The organism is Embleya scabrispora, from assembly GCF_002024165.1.
Classification (GTDB): domain Bacteria; phylum Actinomycetota; class Actinomycetes; order Streptomycetales; family Streptomycetaceae; genus Embleya; species Embleya scabrispora_A.
On record NZ_MWQN01000001.1, the window covers coordinates 3,755,744 to 3,774,021 of the forward strand.

The following is an 18,278-nucleotide window of genomic DNA, read 5'->3' on the forward strand; positions in this document are numbered from 1 at the left end:
TGGCAAGCGAGGGAACGCCCCCGCTCACCCGCCCGGGTCGACGGATTACCTTCGACACCATGCGACTCGGTGTTCTCGACGTGGGCTCGAATACGGTCCACCTGCTCGTGGTCGACGCCCATCAGGGTGCTCGGCCCCTTCCCGCGTACTCGCACAAGCGTGAGCTGCGCCTGGCCGAGCTGCTGGAGCCGGACGGGAGCATCGCCCCGCACGGCATAGATCTGCTGGTCCGCACGATGGCGGCGGCGCTCGAGGTGGCCGAGGACAAGGGCGTCGAGGACCTGCTGCCGTTCGCCACCTCGGCGGTGCGCGAGGCGGCCAACTCCGAGGCGGTGCTCGACCGGGTGCGGCGCGAGACCGGGGTGGACCTCCAGGTGCTCACCGGCGCGGACGAGGCCCGGCTGACCTTCCTGGCGGTGCGCCGCTGGTTCGGCTGGTCCTCCGGTCGGCTGCTCGTCCTGGACATCGGCGGCGGCTCGCTGGAGATCGCGGCGGGCGTGGACGAGGAGCCGGACGCGGCCGCCTCGCTGCCGCTGGGCGCGGGCCGGCTGACCCGGAACTGGCTGCACACCGACCCGCCCACGGCGGACGAGGTACGGGTGCTGCGCAAGCACGTGCGGGCCGAGATCGCCCGCACGGTCGCCGAGTTCAGCCGCCTCGGCCGACCCGACCACGTGGTGGCCACGTCCAAGACGTTCAAGCAGCTCGCCCGGATCGCCGGTGCGCCGTCCTCGGGAGAGGGCCCCTACGTCAAACGCTCGCTGAGCCGGACCGGGCTGGCCGACTGGCTGCCCCGACTGGCGACGATGACCGCGACCGAGCGGGCCGCGTTGCCGGGGGTGTCGGTGGGACGCGCGCCGCAGTTGGTGGCGGGCGCCATAGTGGCCGACGCCGCGTTGGACCTGTTCGACGTGAACACGCTGGAGGTCTGTCCGTGGGCGCTGCGGGAGGGGATCATCCTGCGCCGGCTGGACTGGATGGACTGAGACCCGCCGGCGGACGCCGGATCGGGATGAATAGGGCCGATCGGGGCGGATCGGGGCCGAGGGGGTCGAGCCGGGCGGGGCGTCGGGTGGCGATTCGGTTCGGATCGGACGCGCCGATGCGGCGGGACGCGGTCGATCCGGCCGTCGATGGTTCTACTCTGGGCGACGTGGCCGACCACGACATACTTCCGGGTACGGGGTCCGACCCGGCCGCGGCGCGCGTGCCGGACGCGGTGTTGCGGGTGCCCGACGCCAAGATCGCCCTGTCCACCGCCTCCGTGTACCCCGAGTCCACCGCGGACGGTTTCGAGATCGCGGCGCGGCTCGGCTACGACGGCGTCGAGGTGATGGTCTCGACCGATCCGGTCAGCCAGGACATCGAGGCGCTGCGCCGGTTGTCCGACCACCACGCGGTGCCGATCCTGTCGGTGCACGCGCCCTGTCTGCTGATCACCCAGCGGGTGTGGGGCACCGACCCGTGGGCCAAGCTGGTGCGCGCGCGGGACGCGGCGGTGCGGCTGGGCGCGCGCACGGTCGTGGTGCATCCGCCGTTTCGCTGGCAGCGCAGCTACGCCCGCGACTTCGTGCGCGGGATCGAGCGCATGGCCGGCGAGACCGACGTGCTGTTCGCCGTGGAGAACATGTTCCCGCTGCGCTACCGGGACAAGGAGGTCGCGGCGTACGCGCCGGACTGGGATCCCTCCGACGAGAATTACCGGCACTTCACCCTCGACCTGTCGCACACCGCCACCTCGCGCTCGGACGCGCTGGACATGCTGGCCCGGATGGGCGACCGGCTCGGGCACGTACACCTGGCCGACGGCAGCGGCTCGCTCAAGGACGAGCACCTGGTGCCCGGACGCGGCACCCAACCGTGCGCGGAACTCCTGGAGCACCTGGCCCGCACCTCGTTCGCCGGCGCGGTCGTGCTCGAGGTGAACACCCGCCGGTGCGGCAACCGCGCCGAGCGCGAGGCCGACCTCGCCGAGGCGCTGGCGTACACCCGGCTGCACCTGGCGGCCGAGGCCGGGGCGGAGCGCCGGCATGGCTGACCCGAAGACCGCCGCCGACGCGCCCGGCGTCCGGCGGCGCGGTCCGGGCCGGCCGCCGGGTCGGCGCGGGGACGCCTCGCAGACCCGGACGGGGATCCTGGAGGCGGCCCGCACCGAGTTCGCCGCGCGCGGCTACGCGGGCGCGTCGGTACGGGCGATCGCCCGGGGCGCCGGGGTGGATCCCGCCCTGGTGCACCACTACTTCGGCTCCAAGGACCGGGTGTTCATCGCGGCCATGGACCTGCCGCTGGACCCCGAGACCCTGGTCGGCACGGTGTTCGCGCACGGGGTCGAGGAGGCGGGCGGGCGGCTGGCCGAGTCGTTCGTGGCGTTGTGGGAACACCCGGACACCGGCACCCGGCTGCTGGCCATCCTGCGCACCGTGGTGCTGGAAGGGGGCAGCAACCCGGCCTTTCGCGAGTTCGTCGGCGCCGAGTTGACGGCTCGCCTGGCGGAGCGGATCGGCGGCCCGGACGCGGCGCTGCGCGCGAACCTGTGCGTGAGCCAGATCCTCGGCGTCGCGCTGACCCGCTACGTGGTGTGCCTGGAGCCGATCGCCTCGACGCCCGGAGCCGAACTCGTCCGCCGGCTCGGGCCGATCCTCCAGCGCCACCTGAACGGTTGACCGACCGTCGCGCGCCCACCCGCACGACGCCCCGGCCGGCCCGGCGCGCGGCCCGCCGGCGGTCGCATCGTGGACGGCCGCGCCGTCGATTCCGGCCGCGGACGTAAGCTCGAAAGCACCCGGATCCACCGGTGAATTGCTGAGAGGGTGTGTGCAGTGCCGCAACTCAGGTCTCGGACGGTCACCCACGGTCGCGAAATGGCGGGCGCCCGCGCGCTCCTCATGGCCGCAGGCGTCAAGCGTGCGGACTTCGGCAAGCCGATCATCGCGGTCGCCAACAGCTTCACCGAGTTCGTACCGGGGCACACCCACCTCCAGCCCGTCGGCCGCATCGTCTCCGAGGCGATCTCCGCCGCCGGCGGCATCCCGCGCGAGTTCAACACGATCGCCGTCGACGACGGCATCGCGATGGGCCACTCGGGCATGCTCTACTCGCTGCCCTCGCGCGAGCTGATCGCCGACGCCGTCGAATACATGGTCAACGCGCACCAGGCCGACGCGATCGTGTGCGTGTCCAACTGCGACAAGATCACCCCCGGCATGCTGATGGCCGCGCTGCGGCTGAACATCCCCGCGGTGTTCGTCTCCGGCGGTCCGATGGAGGCCGGCACCGCGGTGATGGTCGACGGTCGGGTGCGTCCGCACCTGGACCTGATCACCGCGATCTCCGACTCCGCGTCGGACACGGTCTCCGACGAGGACCTGGAGCGGATCGAGGACGCCGCGTGTCCGACCTGCGGGTCGTGCGCGGGCATGTTCACCGCCAACTCGATGAACTTCCTGGTCGAGGCGATGGGTCTGGCGCTGCCGGGCAACGGCTCGGTGCTGGCCACGCACACCGCGCGCAAGGCGCTGTACGAGGGTGCGGGCCACACGATCGTGGAGATCACCAAGCGCTACTACGAGCAGGACGACGAGAGCGTGCTGCCGCGCAACGTGGCCACCCGCCAGGCGTTCGAGAACGCGATGGCGATGGACATCGCGATGGGCGGTTCGACCAACACGATCCTGCACCTGCTCGCCGCCGCGCAGGAGGCCGAGCTGGACTTCACCATGGCCGACATCGACGCGCTCTCGCGCCGGGTGCCGTGTCTGGCGAAGGTCGCGCCGAACAACGCGCCGTACCACGTGGAGGACGTGCACCGCGCGGGCGGCGTGCCGGCGCTCCTGGGGGAGCTGTACCGGGCCGGGCTGCTGCACGAGGATGTCACCTCGGTGCACGCCGACTCGCTCGCCGAATGGCTCAAGACCTGGGACGTGCGCGGCGGTTCGCCCTCGGCCGAGGCGGTCGAGCTGTTCCACGCGGCCCCGGGCTGCGTGCGCTCGGCCACCGCGTTCAGCCAGTCGGAGCGCTGGGACTCGCTCGACCTGGACGTGGCCTCGGGCTGCATCCGCGACGTGGCGCACGCGTACAGCAGGGACGGCGGCCTGGGCATCCTGTACGGCAATCTCGCCGAGGCGGGCTGCGTGGTCAAGACCGCCGGCGTGGACGAGTCGATCTGGACCTTCTCCGGCCCGGCCGTGGTGGTCGAGTCGCAGGAGGAGGCGGTCGACGCCATCCTGACCAAGCGGGTCAAGGAGGGCGACGTGGTGGTGGTCCGCTACGAGGGCCCCAAGGGCGGCCCGGGTATGCAGGAGATGTTGTACCCGACGTCGTTCCTCAAGGGTCGCGGGCTCGGCGCGAAGTGCGCGCTGATCACCGACGGGCGCTTCTCCGGCGGCACCTCGGGGCTGTCCATCGGACACGTCTCGCCCGAGGCGGCGGCCGGGGGCGCGATCGCGCTGGTGCGCGACGGCGACATCATCACCATCGACATCCCCAACCGCCGGATCGAGCTGGAGGTCTCCTTCGAGGAGCTGGCCGAGCGGCGCGAGCACCTGCTGCACGACCTGGGCAAGTACCGCCCGGCGAAGCGTGAGCGGGTGGTCAGCACGGCGCTGAAGGCGTACGCGGCGATGGCCACGAGCGCGGACAAGGGCGCGGTGCGGGACGTGTCGCTGCTCGACTGAGACACGGCATTTCCCGAAGGGGCGTCCCGGCTGCGGCCGGGGCGCCCCTTCGGCCGTAGACGGTGGCACACCACGGCTCGGGGGCGTCGCGGTCCCCATTCCACCGGCGCCGAGGCGTTCGAGCACCTCGTACGGTCCGATGCGCGCCAACGGCGTGCCCCCCTTTGCCGACTGGGGGAAATCGTACGGAATCGCTTGACGGTGTGTCGGGGGAAGCGCATATTCAACACATGATGAATTATGGCGGGGACGCCATCCGAGCCGAAGGGCTGCGGGTCGTGCGCGGCGGGCGCGTGGTGCTCGACGACGTCTCGTTCGTCGTGCCGCGCGGGAGTGTCACCGGGCTGCTCGGCCCGAGCGGGTGTGGCAAAAGCACGCTGATGCGGGCGATCGTCGGCGTGCAGGCGCGGGTGAGCGGGCGGCTGGACGTGCTCGGGCGGCCCGCCGGGCATCGGCGGCTGCGCAGCGCGATCGGCTATGTGACGCAGGCGCCGTCGGTGTACGCGGATCTGACCGTGCGGGAGAACCTGCGCTACTTCGGCCGGCTTCTCGGCGCCTCGGCCGACGACCTCGACCGGGTGTTGCGCGAGGTGGACCTGACCGCTCGGCAGGACGCCGCGGTGGCCCGGCTGTCCGGTGGGCAGCGGGCCCGGGTGTCGCTGGCCGCCGCACTGCTCGGGACACCGGAGCTGCTGGTCCTGGACGAGCCGACGGTCGGTCTGGACCCGGTGTTGCGCCGCGACCTGTGGGGCCTGTTCCACCGGCTCGCCGCCGACGGCGTCACGCTGCTGGTGTCCAGCCACGTGATGGACGAGGCCGAGCGCTGCGAGCGGCTGTTGCTGCTGCGCGACGGCGCGCTGCTGGCCGACGACACCCCCGAGGCGCTGCTCGCCCGTACCGGGACCCGGGACGCGGAGGCGGCCTTCCTGGCGCTGGTCGACGCCGCGGCCGAACCGCGACCGGGCGCATCGACCGCGACCGCATCGGCCCCGAGGAGCGCGTCATGACCGGCACCGCCACCGCCACCACCGCCACCGCCCGCCGGGTGCTCGGCCAGTTGCGGCACGACCCGCGCACCGTCGCGCTGATGCTCCTGGTGCCGTGTGTGCTGCTCACGCTGCTGTACTGGCTCTACGACGACCGGCCGGAGCAGTTCGACCACATCGGCGGGCCCCTGCTGGGGATCTTCCCGTTCGTGGTGATGTTCCTGGTCGCCTCGGTGGCCACGCTGCGCGAGCGCTCGACCGGGACGCTGGAGCGGCTGCTCACCATGCCGATCGGCAAGATGCAGCTGATCGGCGGCTACGCGCTCGCGTTCGGGATCGTCGCGGTACTCCAGGCGGCGGTGGCCACCGGGCTGGCGATCGGGCTGCTCGGTCTGGACGTGGTCGGGCCGACCTGGCTGATCCTGTGCGTCGCGGTCCTGAACGCGCTGCTCGGGATGGCCCTGGGCCTGCTGGTGAGCGCGTTCGCCGACACCGAGTTCCAGGCGGTGCAGTTCCTGCCCGCGGTGATCCTGCCGCAGTTCCTGCTGTGCGGGCTGTTCGTGCCGCGCGATCGTATGCAGCCGGTGCTCGAAGCGGTCTCCGACGTGCTTCCGCTGTCCTACGCGGTGGACGCGATGACCCGGCTGTCCACCGAGCACGACGTCTCCGGCCCGCTGCTTCGCGATGTCGCGGTGATCGCCGGCTGTGTGCTCGCCGCGCTCGGGCTCGGGGCGCTGACCCTGCGCCGACGCACTGCCTGAGCGGCCCGGGAGCCGCGCCGGGGCCCACCCTCGGACACGTGTCCGTACCGTACGGTGGCCATCGTGGGCACCTGGCGTGTCCCGACGGACCAGGAACGCGAGAAAGTGTGGGGCCATGGCTCAGCGGGTCGCCGTCGTCGGCACCGGGAAAATCGGTGAAGCGCTGTTGTCCGGGATGATCCGGGCGGGCAAGAGCCCCGACGACCTCCTCGTCACCACCCGTCGCGCCGAGCGGGCCGAGGACCTGCGCCGCGGCTACGGCGTCGAGGCGGTGAGCAACGCCGAGGCCGCCAAGGCCGCCGACATCCTGATCCTGACCGTCAAGCCGCAGGACATGGGCGCGCTGATGGACGAACTGGCCCCACACGTACCCGCCGACCGGCTCGTGGTCAGCGGCGCTGCGGGCATCACCACCAAGTTCCTGGAGGCCCGCCTGGCCGCGGGCACCCCCGTGGTGCGCGTCATGTCCAACACCCCCGTGCTGGTGGACGAGGGGATGAGCGCGATCTCCGGCGGCGCGCACGCCACCGAGGCGCACCTGGAGCGGGTCGAGGAGATCTTCGGATCGGTCGGCAAGACCATCCGGGTCCCGGAGAAGCAGCAGGACGCGGTCACCGCGCTGTCCGGCTCGGGCCCGGCCTACTTCTACTTCCTGGTCGAGGCGATGACCGACGCCGGCATCCTGCTCGGCCTGCCGCGCGCCGCCGCGCACGACCTGATCGTGCAGGCCGCGATCGGGGCGTCGGTGATGCTGCGCGACTCGGGCGAGCACCCCACGCTGCTGCGCGAGGCGGTGACCTCGCCGGCCGGCACCACGATCGCGGCGATTCGCGAATTGGAGAACCACGGCGTGCGGGCCGCGCTGCTCGCCGCCCTGGAGGCCGCGAGCAACCGTTCGCAGGAGATCGCCGAGGGCCTGTCGTGAGACCGGAGCTGGTCCTGTTCGACAACGACGGCGTGCTGGTGGACAGCGAGCCGATCGCCAACCGGGTACTCGCCGCGCTGCTCACCGAACTCGGCGTGCCCACCGCCTACGAGGACTCGCTGCGCGACTACCTCGGCGGGACCATGGCCCGGGTGCACACGATCGTCCGCGAGCGGGACGGCGTGACGCTGCCCGAGGATTTCGATCACGTCTACCACGAGCGGGTGTTCGCCGGATTCCGGGCGGAACTCGAAGCGGTGCCGGGGGTCGTCGACGTACTGGCCGCGCTGGACGCCGCGGGCGTGCCGTACTGCCTGGCCTCCTCCGGTACGCACGAGCGGATCCGGCTCGCGCTGACCCGCACCGGGCTGATCGGGTGCTTCCCCGAATCGGTGATCTTCAGCAGCCAGGACGTCGCCCGGGGCAAACCCGCGCCGGACCTGTTCCTGCACGCGGCGGCGACCATGGGCGTCGATCCCGCGCGCTGCGTAGTGGTCGAGGACAGCCCGCTGGGGGTCGAGGCCGCGCGGGCGGCCGGGATGACCGTGTACGGCCACGCCGCGATGACTCCGGCGGAACGACTCGCGGACGCCGACGCGCTGTTCAAGGACATGGCCGACCTGCCGGAACTATTGGGCATTTGACGGATTTCGCCGGGTTTTGTCCGGTCGGCGAATCTGACGGTTCATCAAAAGATCTCCTCGGGCCCTGTCCGTGGAAGTGACCCGTCGGTAGCGTGCTCGCCCATGCGGGTGAGAGAACCGGCCGCCGGGTCGGCCAAGGACGAGACGCTGCGCCGTGCGCGGTTCAGCCTGCTCGCGTGTTTTTTGATCCAGGGCGCGTCCTTCGCGCTGCTCGTCACCCGGATCCCGGCGATCCAGCGCCGCTACGACATGGGCGACGGCACGCTCACCGCGGTGCTCTCGGTGGTGCCGATCGTCGCGGGCGTGGGCAGCGTGATCGCGGGTGCCCTGGCCCGGCGGTTCGGCAGTCGTACCGTGCTGCGGGTGTCCCAGCCGATCGTCTGCGCCACCCTGATCGGGGTCGGCGCCGGGGACGGGCTGTGGCAGTTGGCCGTCGTGCTCTTCGTGTTCGGGCTGTCCCTGGGCGCGGTGGACGCCACGATGAACATGCAGGGCGTGGCGATCCAGGCGCGAGCGGGCCGCAGCATCATGCTCGGCTTCCACGCCTCGTACAGCCTCGGCGGCCTGGCCGGAGCGGGCGCGGCCGGGCTGTGCGCGTGGGGCGGGGTGCCGCTGGTCGCGATGTACGCGGGCGCCGCCGCGCTCACCGTGCCGGCCCTGCTCGTGGTCGGCCCCGGCTACCTGCGCGCGGACGACGCGCCGGCGGTCGCCGATCCGGAGCGGCCGCGCCGCACCCTGCCCTGGCGTCCGCTGATCCCGCTGTGCCTGGTCATGACATTCGCCTACATCGGCGACTCGACGGTGGCCAACTGGAGCGCGGTCTACCTGGAGAAGGTGCTGGACAGCTCCGAGGCCTTCGCGGTGGTCCCCTACATCGCGTACATGGTCACCACCCTCGTCGGCCGCAGCGTCGGCGACCTCGCGGTGCGCCGCTGGGGCATGGTCGAGGTGGTCCGCGGCGGCGCGGTGGTCGCGGCGGCCGGCTTCGCGGTCGTACTCGCCGCTCCGCACGCCGCGGTGGGCCTGCTCGGCTTCGTGATCCTGGGCGTGGGGCTGTGCGTGCTGGTCCCGCAGACCTTCGCCGCGGGCGGACGGCAGTCGCCGGAGGACGCGGACGAGGCGGTCGCCCGGCTCAACATCTTCAACTATGTCGGCTTCCTGATCGGCACCCCGCTCGTGGGCGGGATCGCCGACCTGGCCTCGTTCCGCCTGGCGATGCTCGTGCCGCTGTTCCTGGTGCTCGCCGTGCTGCCGCTGGCCCGCGCCTTCGCTCCGCACGGTGAACCCGCTCACGACCGATGATCGGGAACCGGCCCGGACGGTAGCGTGACCGCATGAGTCGAGCGGTGCACGTGCTGTGGGACGACGGGATGACCGGGTACGACTTCGGATCGTGGCACCCGATGAACCCGGTCCGGCTGCGCCTGACCATCGACCTGATCCGCGCGTTCGGGCTGCACACCCTTCCCGAACTGCGGGTGTGCGCGCCGAAGTCGGCGACCGAGGCGGATCTGGCCTTGGTGCACACCGACGCGTACACCGCCGCCGTGCGCGCCGCCTCCCTCGACCCCCGGATCGCCGACGGCACCTTCGGGTTCGGCACCGAGGACACCCCCGCCTTCGCCGGGATGCACGAGGTGTCCGCGCTGATCGCGGGCGCCTCGATCGCCGCGGCCGAGGCGGTGTGGCGGGGGCCGGAACACCCCGACGGCGCGGACCACGCGATCAACTTCGCGGGCGGGCTGCACCACGCGATGCCCGACGCCGCGGCCGGGTTCTGCATCTACAACGACCCGGCGCTCGCGATCGCGCGCCTGCTCGAACTCGGCGCCGAGCGGGTCGCGTACGTGGACATCGACGTGCACCACGGCGACGGTGTGCAGCGGGCGTTCTGGGACGACCCGCGCGTGCTCACGATCAGCCTGCACGAGAGTCCGCGCTTCCTGTTTCCCGGCACCGGCTTCGCGAGCGAGGTCGGCGGGCCGGCCGCCGAGGGCTTCGCGGTCAACGTCGCGCTGCCGCCCGGCATCGCCGACGCCGCGTGGTTGCGCGCGTTCGACGCCGTGGTGCCGCCGCTGCTCGCGGACTTCCGCCCCGACGTGCTGGTCAGCCAGCACGGTACGGACACCCACGTGGACGATCCGCTGGCCCACCTCGCGCTGAGCCTCGACGCGCAGCGCACCGCACACGCCGCGCTGCACGCGCTCGCCCACGAACACGCCGGCGGGCGCTGGATAGCCACCGGCGGCGGGGGCTACGCCACGGTCGACGTGGTGCCGCGCTCGTGGACGCACCTGGTGGCCGAGGCGGCCGGCCATGCCATCGAGCCCACCCGCGAGGTGCCGCTCGACTGGCGCGAGGAGGTTCGGATGCTCACCCGCCAGGCCGGTCCGCACCGGATGACCGACGGTGGGACCGGCGATTTTCGGCCGTTTTCCACGGGCTACGACCCGGCGGACCGCACCGACCAATCGATTCTGGCCACTCGGCGGGCGGTCTTCCCGGCGCACGGCCTCGACCCGATGTTCGACCTGTGACCCGGTGGTCCCGACGCCTGCGGTGACCCCGACCGACCCGTGACCCAAGGAGCTGTGCGTGACCGTTGCGGTTCCCACCCCCTCGGAGCTTCGCTCCCATCTCGTGCGCGGCCGGATCGCCGGCGACGTGGCGACCACGAGGGAGAACAACCTCCGGCACTACCGACTGATGAGCGAGCGGCATCCCGGCCATCTGTTCGGCCTGGAGCCGGACGGTCGGTGGACCGCGGACGACGTACTCGCGCTGATGGTGCGCCGTTGCGGAGTGGTGGCCGATCCGGCCCACCGCAGCGGGCAGGACACCATCGACCCGGATCTGACCGTGGCCGCGCTGGACGCGTACGCGGACCGGATCGCGCTCGCCGCCGAGCGTCGCGAGCGGGTGATCGTGGCCACGGGCCACCCGAACGGGCTAGGCGATTGGTACCGCACACTGGCACGCGTGTTGCGCGAGGCGGGGTGTACGCTCCTGCGCCCCGCCGCCGGGTGGAGCTATCGCACGCCCACGGCCGAGGGCGGGCAGGGTCGCGCGATCCGGTATCGGGACGACGTGGCGATGGTGGTGGACGACGCGGGAGATTTCCGACACACCCACTCCGCGCGCGGGATCCGGGCGATGCTGGCCGAGTTGGCGGCCGGGTCCGAGCCGCTGCCGGATCTGCTGATCGGCGACCACGGTTGGGCCGGAGGCGCAGGTCAGGCGGGGGTTGCGGCGATCGGCCTCGCGGACTGCAACGACCCCGCGCTGTTCGTGGCGGCCGAGGAGGGGCGGGTCGAGGTGGTCGTTCCGCTGGACGACAACGTGGCGCCACACCTGTACGAACCGGTCATGGCGTATCTGCTCGATCGGTCCGGACTGTCCGGAATCGATCGGTAAAACAGCCTGATGGGCGATTCAGGTGGGATAACTACTCCTCTTCCCCACTGGTACCACACGCCACTACTCTGGAGGGACGCACGTGCGTGTGGCAGTCGCCGGAGGGGAAGCCGGCGCCCGACGCGTGCTGAATGGTTCGGTGCGTCATGGCTTCTGGAGAGAGGCCTCTCAACGAGGTCAACTTCTTGACTGTGGCCGAGGTGGCCGCGGTGATGCGGGTGTCCAAGATGACGGTGTATCGCCTGGTCCACAGTGGCGAGATGCCGGCCATCAGGGTTGGTCGGTCCTTCCGAGTTCCGGAGCAGGCCGTCCACGACTACCTGCGAGACTCCTACGTGGAAACAGCGTAGGGGGGCATTACGGACCGCCTCGTTTAGAGGTGGGCCGGGGCGGCGAGTAGGCTGACCCCCAGTTGTGCGGGCTGATCCGGCTCCGCGCGGTAGAAACGTCACGTGAGCGAGGGTTGTCGGTGGGCTCTGTCATCAAGAAGCGTCGCAAGCGCATGGCGAAGAAGAAGCACCGCAAGCTTCTCAAGAAGACGCGTGTGCAGCGTCGCAACAAGAAGTAGGCATCCCACCGGCTTGCGCCGCTGAAGCCTTGGGCGACCGCCCGCCGCGCTCCCGTTCGGGGGCGCGACGGGCGGTCGCCGTGCGTTCGGGCGCGTGCGCGCGCGGGGGGACGGTCGCGCCGGGGGCCGCGCCCCCGCGCCCCGGGCTGCGGCGCCCTGGGCCCGGCCCCTCGGCCCTGGTGGCCCAGGTCGGAGGTGCTCCGGGTCCGGTCTCCGCCGGGCCTTGGTGCTCCGGGGCGTGGATGTCCCGGGTCTGGTCTCCGCTGGGGCTTGGTGCTACGGGTCCTCGTGTCCTGGGCCCGGCTCCTTGGCCCCCGGTCCTGTTGCCCCGGGCCCTGGATGCCTCCGGGTCCGGTCTCCGCCGGGGCTTGGGGCTTCGGGGTCTGGTGTTCTGGGCCCGGCTCCCGGGCCTTGGTGGCCCTGGGGTTTTTGGGCCCTGGCGCCGTGGGCCCGGCTTCCGGCGCCTTGGCCTCGCGCCCTGGGGTGGTGCTCGGGGTCGGCGCTTCGGGTTTTTGGGGTGCGTACGGTTACGTTGGGGGGCGCTTACCGTAGGGGTTCGCGTTGTGTTGGTGCGGGCTGGTTGGGGAGGGCGCAGCATGGGGCGTGTCGTCCTGGTTACCGGGGTTGCCGGGGATCCGGGGGCCGGGTTCGTGCGGATGATTCGCGATGAGCCCGATGTCGACCGAGTGATCGGGGTCGACATGGTCGCGCCCGCTTCGGAGCCGCCGGCCGGGGTGGACTTCGTGCTCGCCGATATTCGCAACCCGATGATCGCCAAGGTGGTCGCCTCGGCCGCGGTGGACACCGTGGTGCACCTGAGTCCCAGTGAGTTGCCGCCGGTCCGGGGCGGAGCGGTCTCGATCAAGGAGACCAACGTCATCGGCACCATGCAGCTGCTCGCCGCGTGCCAGAAGGCGCCGTCGATCCGCCGCCTGGTGGTGCGCTCGACCACCGCCGTCTACGGCGGTTCGCCGCGCGATCCCGCGCTGTTCGCGGAGGACACCGAACCGCGCGTGCAGCCCTCGGCCGGCTGGGCCAAGGACGCCGTCGAGATAGAGGGCTACGTGCGCGGCTTCGCCCGGCGCCGGCCGGATGTCGCCGTCACCGTCCTGCGGTTCGCGCCGCTGCTCGGGCCGCGCACCGACTCGCCGATGGGCGCCTACTTCGCGCTGCCGGTGCTGCCCACGCTGCTCGGCTACGATCCGCGTCTGCAGTTCGTGCACGAGGACGACCTGCGCGAGGCGCTGCGGATCGCGATGCTCGCCGATCGACCGGGCACGTACAACATCGCCGCCGAGGGGGTGCTGTTCCTGTCCCAGGCGGCGCGCCGACTGGGCCGACCGGTGGTGCCGTTCCCGGCGGCGGCGGTGGGTCTGGTCAATCAGGGTTTGCGGCGCGCGGGTTCGGTGCACCTGTCCGCCGAGCAGGTGCGCCTGCTCACCCACGGGCGCGTGGTGGACCCCGCGCGGGCCCGGGAGAAACTGGGTTTCGTCGCGGCCAGGAGCACGGCCGAGACGTTCGCCGACTATGCCGAGGGTCGTCGTTCGACCGGCCTGCTCGACCCGAGGCGCCTGGCCCAGGTGCCCGATCGACTCGCCGACCTGCTGCTCACCAGGAGGAACCCCGATGGGTGAGGCCCGCATCATTCCCTTCGACGGCGCCGCTTCCGGAGCGCGCCCGCCCGCGCCCCGGTCGGGGCGTCGGCCCACCAGGCCCGCGCGTGCGGTCCGGGTGCCCGAGCCGGTCGAGGGTGAGGTGCCGGTGCGATCGATCGAGGCGCGGTCGGGTCGAAAGCCGGCGAAAGCCGAGCCGGCGGCCTCGGCGGACGCGGTCTCGGCCGAGGCGGGGCCCCGGCGCGCGCCGGGATCCGGGCGCTCGTTGTTCGGGTCGCTCGCGGGCGCGGTCGGCGGGGTGGTGGGCGGTGCCGCCGCCGGGCTCCTCGACGGCGTGGCGGGACCGGGCTGGGAGGATCGGGCCGCCGACGGACTGGCGTTCCTGCGCCGCCGGATCACCGGTGAGTACGAGGTGGACGAGTTCGGCTTCGATCCCGAGCTCAACGACAAGTTGATGGCCGCGCTGCGGGTGGTCTACGAGCAGTACTTCCGGATCGAGGTCAGCGGCCTGGAGCACATTCCGGCCGAGGGCGGCGCGCTGATCGTGGCCAACCACTCCGGCACGCTGCCGGTGGACGCGCTGATGACGCAGGTGGCGGTGCACGACCACCACCCGGCTCGGCGCAATCTGCGGCTGCTCGCCGCCGACCTGGTCTTCCAGTTGCCGCTGGTGGGCTCGGTGGCGCGCAAGAGCGGACACACCCTCGCGTGCCACGCCGACGCCGAACGGCTGCTCGGCAAGGGCGAATTGGTCGGCGTGTGGCCCGAGGGCTACAAGGGCCTGGGCAAGCCGTTCGCCGAGCGGTACAAGCTCCAGCGCTTCGGGCGCGGCGGCTTCGTGTCCGCGGCGCTGCGCACCGGGGTGCCGATCGTGCCGTGCTCGATCGTGGGCGCGGAGGAGATCTACCCGATGGTCGGCAACGCGCGCACCCTCGCGCGCCTGCTCAACCTGCCGTACTTCCCGATCACCCCGACCTTCCCGCTGCTCGGCCCGCTCGGCCTGGTGCCGCTGCCGACGCGGTGGCGGATCGAGTTCGGCGCGCCGATCCACACCGACGCGTATCCGGACGAGGCGGCGGACGACCCGATGGTCGTGTTCAACCTGACCGACGAGGTGCGCGAGACCATCCAGCACACGATCTACCGGCTGCTGATGCAGCGGCGGTCGGTCTTCTTCTAGATCGGTTCCGTACACCGGGTTCCACAACCGGAACACGAAAGGCGGCGCGTGGACGGTGGTCCGCGCGCCGCCTTCGGTGTGTGCCCACCGGCTGGGTCAGCTGTGTGGCTCCTCCTCGGCGGGGCCGAGCAGGTTGAGCCCGATGCCCGGCAGGCCGGGCAGCAGGGGCGGGAGGATCTGACCCTTGGGCGTCTTCGCCGGGGCCGGGGTGTTGCCGGAGCCGTCGGACCGGTCGGAGGGGTTTTCCGCCGGAGCGCCGCCGAGCAGCGGGATGTTCAGCCCCGGGAGAAGGCCGCCGTCCTGCTGCGGCTGCTGTCGCGGAGCGGCACCGCCCGTCGTGGTCGAGCCGCCTTGCGGCGGTGCGCCGTTGGTGGCGCCGCCGCCCAGGCCCGGGAGCCTCGGCACGAGCGGCAGGCCGCCGGTGCCGGGCGCGCCGCCCGGACCGGTGCCGGGGGCGACCGGCGCGCCGTCGGTGTGCCCACCGGTGCCCGGCTTCGCCGAACTCCGGCCGGGGGTGCCCGCGATCGGGGCGACCTGCTCGTTGATCGCGGTGAGCAGGGTGCGGACCCGGTCCCGTTCGGAGTGCAGCTCCGGCGGGAGTCGGTCGCCGATCCGCTCCATGCGCTCGTTGCCGGAGCGGGCGAAGTCGGCCAGGTTGCGCATCGACCCGTCGCTGCCGCTCTTGCGGAAGTGGTCGGTGAGCAGCGCGCGGCCCTTGTCCGCTTCGTCGCGCCAGTCGTCGAGCACCTGCCGCAGATGCCGCACGGTCTCCTTGTCGGGATTTCGCCCGGCCCGCTTGAGCAGCCGTTCGGCCTCGCCCATTCGGGTGTCGGCCTGTTGCAGGTAGCGCTCGCCGCGCTCGTGGTCGTTGTCGGCGAGCGAGATCTTGAAGTCTTCGACCGTGCGCTTGACGCCGTAGGTCAGGTCGCCGGGCAACGCGTCGGAGCTGGCGTAGGCCACCCCGCCGAGACCGCCGCCGGTGACCACCACGAACGCGCCGGCGATGGCCGCCCGCCGCCGCCAGCGCACGGTGCGCGGCGGGGCCTGCGACTCCCGACGGCGATGCGCGCCGCGCGGTGCGGGCACGGTGGCCGCACCCTCGGTCGCGGGCAGCGCCGCAGCCTCGTCCAGCAGCCGTTGCCGGAGCGCGGTGCGAAAGTCCGCGCTCGGTACGGGTGCCGCCGAGGACCGCTCGCGCAGCATCTCGGCGGTCCGCAGCAGCGGGACCAGCGCGGGCAGTGGCTCCGCCGATCGGTTGTCGCGGTCGTTCTCGTCGAGGGCTCGCGCGAAGGCGCTCGCGGGTCGCCGATCCAGGGCCGCAATGCTCACAGGCCGCACCTCCTCTCCCCGGATGTCCGTCCAGGGAAGTCTCCGGGTCGGGGGCCACAGGGCGGCTCCCCGCCGCAACGATCCCCGAAGGGGGTCGCTATCGGGAAGAACGAGCCGCGGGCCCCGAAGGTTACGGAAGTGTGATTCACCGCACGTCCTCGGGCAGGAGACGGGCGAGCGTCCGTACGGCGCGGTACTGCAACGTCTTGATCGCCCCCTCGTTCTTACCCATGATCTGTGCGGTCTCCGCGACCGAAAGACCCTGCAGGAAGCGCAGGGTCACGCATTCCTGCTGCTGGGGGTTGAGCTTGTGCACGGCGTCGAGCAGGGCCGCGTTGGACAACGATTCCAGGACGCAGTCCTCGGGGCTGGACTCGACCTCGTTGGCGTCGAGCATCTCCCCGGTGGTGACCTCCAGGCGGAACCGGCTGGACTTGAAGTGGTCGGCGACCAGGTTGCGCGCGATGGTCACCAGCCAGGCGCCGAAGTCGCGACCCTGCCAGGTGAAGGTGCCGATCCGGCGCAGCGCGCGCAGGAAGGTCTCGCTGGTCAGGTCCTCGGCGACGGCGCGACCGCCGACCCGGTAGTAGATGTACCGGTAGACGGTGTCGAAGTAGTTGTCGTAGAGCTGGGCGAACGCGTCGCCGTCGCCGTCCTGGGCGAGTTCGACGAGGGCCATGATGCGGCGGGCCTCGCCGTCCGGACCCGGGCCCCGGGTGTAGCCGGAGCCTCGGGTGGGACGGGTCGGTTCGGTGGTGCCGGCGCGCGACGCGAGGGCGAGGCCCACGGGCCCGGCCGAACTCGCGCGACAGACACCGGCGCCGTAACCGGCTGTGGCGGCGAAACCGACGGACGGGGGGGCGAAGCTCGCGCACACCGCCGCACGCAGTGTCGCCAGCCCGGACACGTCAACCCGGACGATTCGGTGCACGGGACTCCCTGTTGCTTCAGCGGTAATTACGTTCGGTGCGGAATCGATCACCCATAGTAGGGAACTTGGATACCGCTGTGCGCCGATCGAGAATAACGCTTAGTAAAGGAAGGGATACCAAGTGTGCCCATCGGCGTTGTGAAGCTACCGGGAACGACCGCTGATGTGTGCTCTTTGCGTGTTTGTCGGGTTGCCGCGTGTCAGGTGTGCTATATGCGGACAACTTGCCGCCCGTCAGGCGGCGTGAGGCACCCGGGACGGACCCCCTCGCCGCAGGTCGCGGGGGGTGTGCCGGGCCGGGGCCGGGCGCTCAGATCCGGGTCGGCACCCGCCGCCGGACGGCGGTTCCGGCGGCCACGGCGCCCGCGACCGCGCCGATCCCGGCGGCGGCCGGCAGGCCGATCCGGGCGGCCTTGCGGCCGGTGCGGTAGTCCTTCACGCGCCACCCGTGCGCCCGGGCGTGGCGGCGCAGTCGGGCGTCCGGATTGACCGCGCACGGATCGCCCACCAGGGTCAACATCGGTATGTCGTTGGCCGAGTCGCTGTAGGCCGAGCAGTCGCCCAGGTCCAGCCCCTCGCGGGCGGCGAGCGCGCGGACCGCCTGCGCCTTGGCCTCGCCGTGCAGCAGTTCGCCGACCAGGCGGCCGGTGTACACGCCGGCGCGGGTCTCGGGCACGGTGCCGAGCGCGCCGGTCAGGCCGAGGCGGCCGGCGATGGTGTCGGCGATCTCGATCGGCGCGGCGGTGACCAGCCAGACCTGGCGGCCCGCGTCCAGGTGCATCTGGGCGAGTGCCCGGGTGCCCGGCCAGATCTTGTCCGCCATGCACTCGTCGAAGATCTCCTCGCCGATCGCCCGGATCTCCTCGACCGTGTGCCCCTTGGCGAACGACAGCGCGCTCTCCTGCGCGTCGCCCACGTGCCCCATGTGCTCCCCGCCGAGCCGGAACCTGGCCTGCTGCCAGCCGAACCGGGCTATGTCGCGGGTGGTCAGGAACCGGCGCGCGTACAGGCCCCGGGCCAGATGGAAGATCGACGCGCCCTGCATGACGGTGTTGTCCAGGTCGAAGAACGCGGCGCCGATCCGCGCGGGCGCATCGGCCTCACCGGGGGCGCGCGCCGGGGCGCTCGCGTGCGCTGCGGCCGCCGCCGCCTCGCCCGCCCGCACGGCGTTGTCGTGGTTGTTCTCGGTCCTCGATCGCCGGCGCAAGAAAACCATGGTGCCGAGCGTAGTAGGACCGTATTGCGCTGGTGTGG

General features: G+C 72.1%; 18 protein-coding genes. 15 read left to right on the forward strand and 3 right to left on the reverse strand.

From position 1 onward, the window contains the following. Positions 1–59 precede the first annotated feature (59 nt). The 15 genes from B4N89_RS16620 to B4N89_RS16690 all read left to right on the forward strand — a co-directional run bounded on the left by B4N89_RS16620 (position 60) and on the right by B4N89_RS16690 (position 14,764). Positions 60–986, forward strand: a complete 927-nt coding sequence (locus tag B4N89_RS16620; protein ID WP_078976608.1) for a Ppx/GppA phosphatase family protein — start codon at positions 60–62, stop codon at positions 984–986. Positions 987–1,222: 236 nt separating this feature from the next. After that, complete coding sequence (locus B4N89_RS16625) at positions 1,223–2,038, forward strand: sugar phosphate isomerase/epimerase family protein (RefSeq protein ID WP_414646421.1); 816 nt, start codon at positions 1,223–1,225, stop codon at positions 2,036–2,038. Beyond that, positions 2,031–2,663 (forward strand): TetR/AcrR family transcriptional regulator, encoded by a 633-nt coding sequence (locus B4N89_RS16630; RefSeq protein WP_078976609.1) that lies wholly within the window; start codon positions 2,031–2,033, stop codon positions 2,661–2,663. Before B4N89_RS16625 ends, B4N89_RS16630 begins: the two co-directional genes overlap by 8 nt. 156 nt (positions 2,664–2,819) lie before the next feature. Next, positions 2,820–4,673, forward strand: coding sequence for a dihydroxy-acid dehydratase (gene ilvD, locus B4N89_RS16635; protein WP_078976610.1), 1,854 nt, complete (start codon positions 2,820–2,822; stop codon positions 4,671–4,673). A gap of 230 nt (positions 4,674–4,903) precedes the next feature. Then, a complete protein-coding gene (locus tag B4N89_RS16640) occupies positions 4,904–5,680 on the forward strand; it encodes an ABC transporter ATP-binding protein (protein ID WP_078976611.1) in 777 nt (258 codons plus the stop codon). Further along, positions 5,677–6,420: an ABC transporter permease gene (locus B4N89_RS16645; RefSeq protein ID WP_078976612.1), complete on the forward strand. Its 744-nt coding sequence runs from the start codon at positions 5,677–5,679 to the stop codon at positions 6,418–6,420. Before B4N89_RS16640 ends, B4N89_RS16645 begins: the two co-directional genes overlap by 4 nt. Positions 6,421–6,535: 115 nt before the next feature. Further along, positions 6,536–7,345: a pyrroline-5-carboxylate reductase gene (gene proC / locus B4N89_RS16650; protein ID WP_078976613.1), complete on the forward strand. Its 810-nt coding sequence runs from the start codon at positions 6,536–6,538 to the stop codon at positions 7,343–7,345. Next, entirely contained in the window at positions 7,342–7,989 is a 648-nt protein-coding gene (locus B4N89_RS16655; protein WP_078976614.1) for an HAD family hydrolase, read from the forward strand. Before proC ends, B4N89_RS16655 begins: the two co-directional genes overlap by 4 nt. 102 nt (positions 7,990–8,091) lie before the next feature. Beyond that, positions 8,092–9,291 (forward strand): MFS transporter, encoded by a 1,200-nt coding sequence (locus tag B4N89_RS16660; protein WP_078976615.1) that lies wholly within the window; start codon positions 8,092–8,094, stop codon positions 9,289–9,291. A 32-nt stretch (positions 9,292–9,323) separates the two neighbouring features. Beyond that, positions 9,324–10,526 carry an acetoin utilization protein AcuC gene (locus tag B4N89_RS16665; protein WP_078976616.1) on the forward strand — a complete coding sequence of 401 codons (1,203 nt, stop codon included), beginning with the start codon at positions 9,324–9,326 and terminating at the stop codon, positions 10,524–10,526. 58 nt (positions 10,527–10,584) lie between these two features. Then, positions 10,585–11,403 (forward strand): phosphatase, encoded by an 819-nt coding sequence (locus B4N89_RS16670; RefSeq protein WP_078976617.1) that lies wholly within the window; start codon positions 10,585–10,587, stop codon positions 11,401–11,403. A gap of 146 nt (positions 11,404–11,549) precedes the next feature. Further along, entirely contained in the window at positions 11,550–11,753 is a 204-nt protein-coding gene (locus tag B4N89_RS16675) for a helix-turn-helix domain-containing protein (protein WP_020549639.1), read from the forward strand. Positions 11,754–11,872: 119 nt separating this feature from the next. Then, entirely contained in the window at positions 11,873–11,971 is a 99-nt protein-coding gene (locus tag B4N89_RS16680) for a 30S ribosomal protein bS22 (protein WP_012854759.1), read from the forward strand. Between the two features lie 596 nt (positions 11,972–12,567). After that, positions 12,568–13,605 carry an NAD-dependent epimerase/dehydratase family protein gene (locus B4N89_RS16685; protein WP_078976619.1) on the forward strand — a complete coding sequence of 346 codons (1,038 nt, stop codon included), beginning with the start codon at positions 12,568–12,570 and terminating at the stop codon, positions 13,603–13,605. Continuing rightward, positions 13,598–14,764 carry a lysophospholipid acyltransferase family protein gene (locus B4N89_RS16690; RefSeq protein WP_078976620.1) on the forward strand — a complete coding sequence of 389 codons (1,167 nt, stop codon included), beginning with the start codon at positions 13,598–13,600 and terminating at the stop codon, positions 14,762–14,764. Before B4N89_RS16685 ends, B4N89_RS16690 begins: the two co-directional genes overlap by 8 nt. 96 nt (positions 14,765–14,860) lie before the next feature. Here the strand turns inward: B4N89_RS16690 and B4N89_RS16695 are convergent, their stop codons facing one another. From B4N89_RS16695 to B4N89_RS16705, 3 genes are all read right to left on the reverse strand, one after another. Then, positions 14,861–16,093 carry a DUF5667 domain-containing protein gene (locus B4N89_RS16695; RefSeq protein ID WP_078976621.1) on the reverse strand — a complete coding sequence of 411 codons (1,233 nt, stop codon included), beginning with the start codon at positions 16,091–16,093 and terminating at the stop codon, positions 14,861–14,863. A gap of 145 nt (positions 16,094–16,238) precedes the next feature. Further along, positions 16,239–17,024, reverse strand: a complete 786-nt coding sequence (locus B4N89_RS16700; protein WP_078976622.1) for an ECF subfamily RNA polymerase sigma factor, BldN family — start codon at positions 17,022–17,024, stop codon at positions 16,239–16,241. Positions 17,025–17,334: 310 nt separating this feature from the next. Next, positions 17,335–18,240, reverse strand: a complete 906-nt coding sequence (locus tag B4N89_RS16705) for an HAD family hydrolase (protein ID WP_078976623.1) — start codon at positions 18,238–18,240, stop codon at positions 17,335–17,337. Positions 18,241–18,278 lie beyond the last annotated feature (38 nt).

Coding starts and splice junctions, on each gene's coding strand:
- B4N89_RS16620 (WP_078976608.1), top strand. CDS start 60: ATGCGACTCGGTGTTCTCGACGTGGGCTCGAATACGGTCCACCTGCTC.
- B4N89_RS16630 (WP_078976609.1), top strand. CDS start 2,031: ATGGCTGACCCGAAGACCGCCGCCGACGCGCCCGGCGTCCGGCGGCGC.
- B4N89_RS16640 (WP_078976611.1), top strand. CDS start 4,904: ATGATGAATTATGGCGGGGACGCCATCCGAGCCGAAGGGCTGCGGGTC.
- B4N89_RS16645 (WP_078976612.1), top strand. CDS start 5,677: ATGACCGGCACCGCCACCGCCACCACCGCCACCGCCCGCCGGGTGCTC.
- proC (WP_078976613.1), top strand. CDS start 6,536: ATGGCTCAGCGGGTCGCCGTCGTCGGCACCGGGAAAATCGGTGAAGCG.
- B4N89_RS16660 (WP_078976615.1), top strand. CDS start 8,092: ATGCGGGTGAGAGAACCGGCCGCCGGGTCGGCCAAGGACGAGACGCTG.
- B4N89_RS16665 (WP_078976616.1), top strand. CDS start 9,324: ATGAGTCGAGCGGTGCACGTGCTGTGGGACGACGGGATGACCGGGTAC.
- B4N89_RS16675 (WP_020549639.1), top strand. CDS start 11,550: ATGGCTTCTGGAGAGAGGCCTCTCAACGAGGTCAACTTCTTGACTGTG.
- B4N89_RS16685 (WP_078976619.1), top strand. CDS start 12,568: ATGGGGCGTGTCGTCCTGGTTACCGGGGTTGCCGGGGATCCGGGGGCC.
- B4N89_RS16690 (WP_078976620.1), top strand. CDS start 13,598: ATGGGTGAGGCCCGCATCATTCCCTTCGACGGCGCCGCTTCCGGAGCG.
- B4N89_RS16705 (WP_078976623.1), bottom strand. CDS start 18,240: ATGGTTTTCTTGCGCCGGCGATCGAGGACCGAGAACAACCACGACAAC.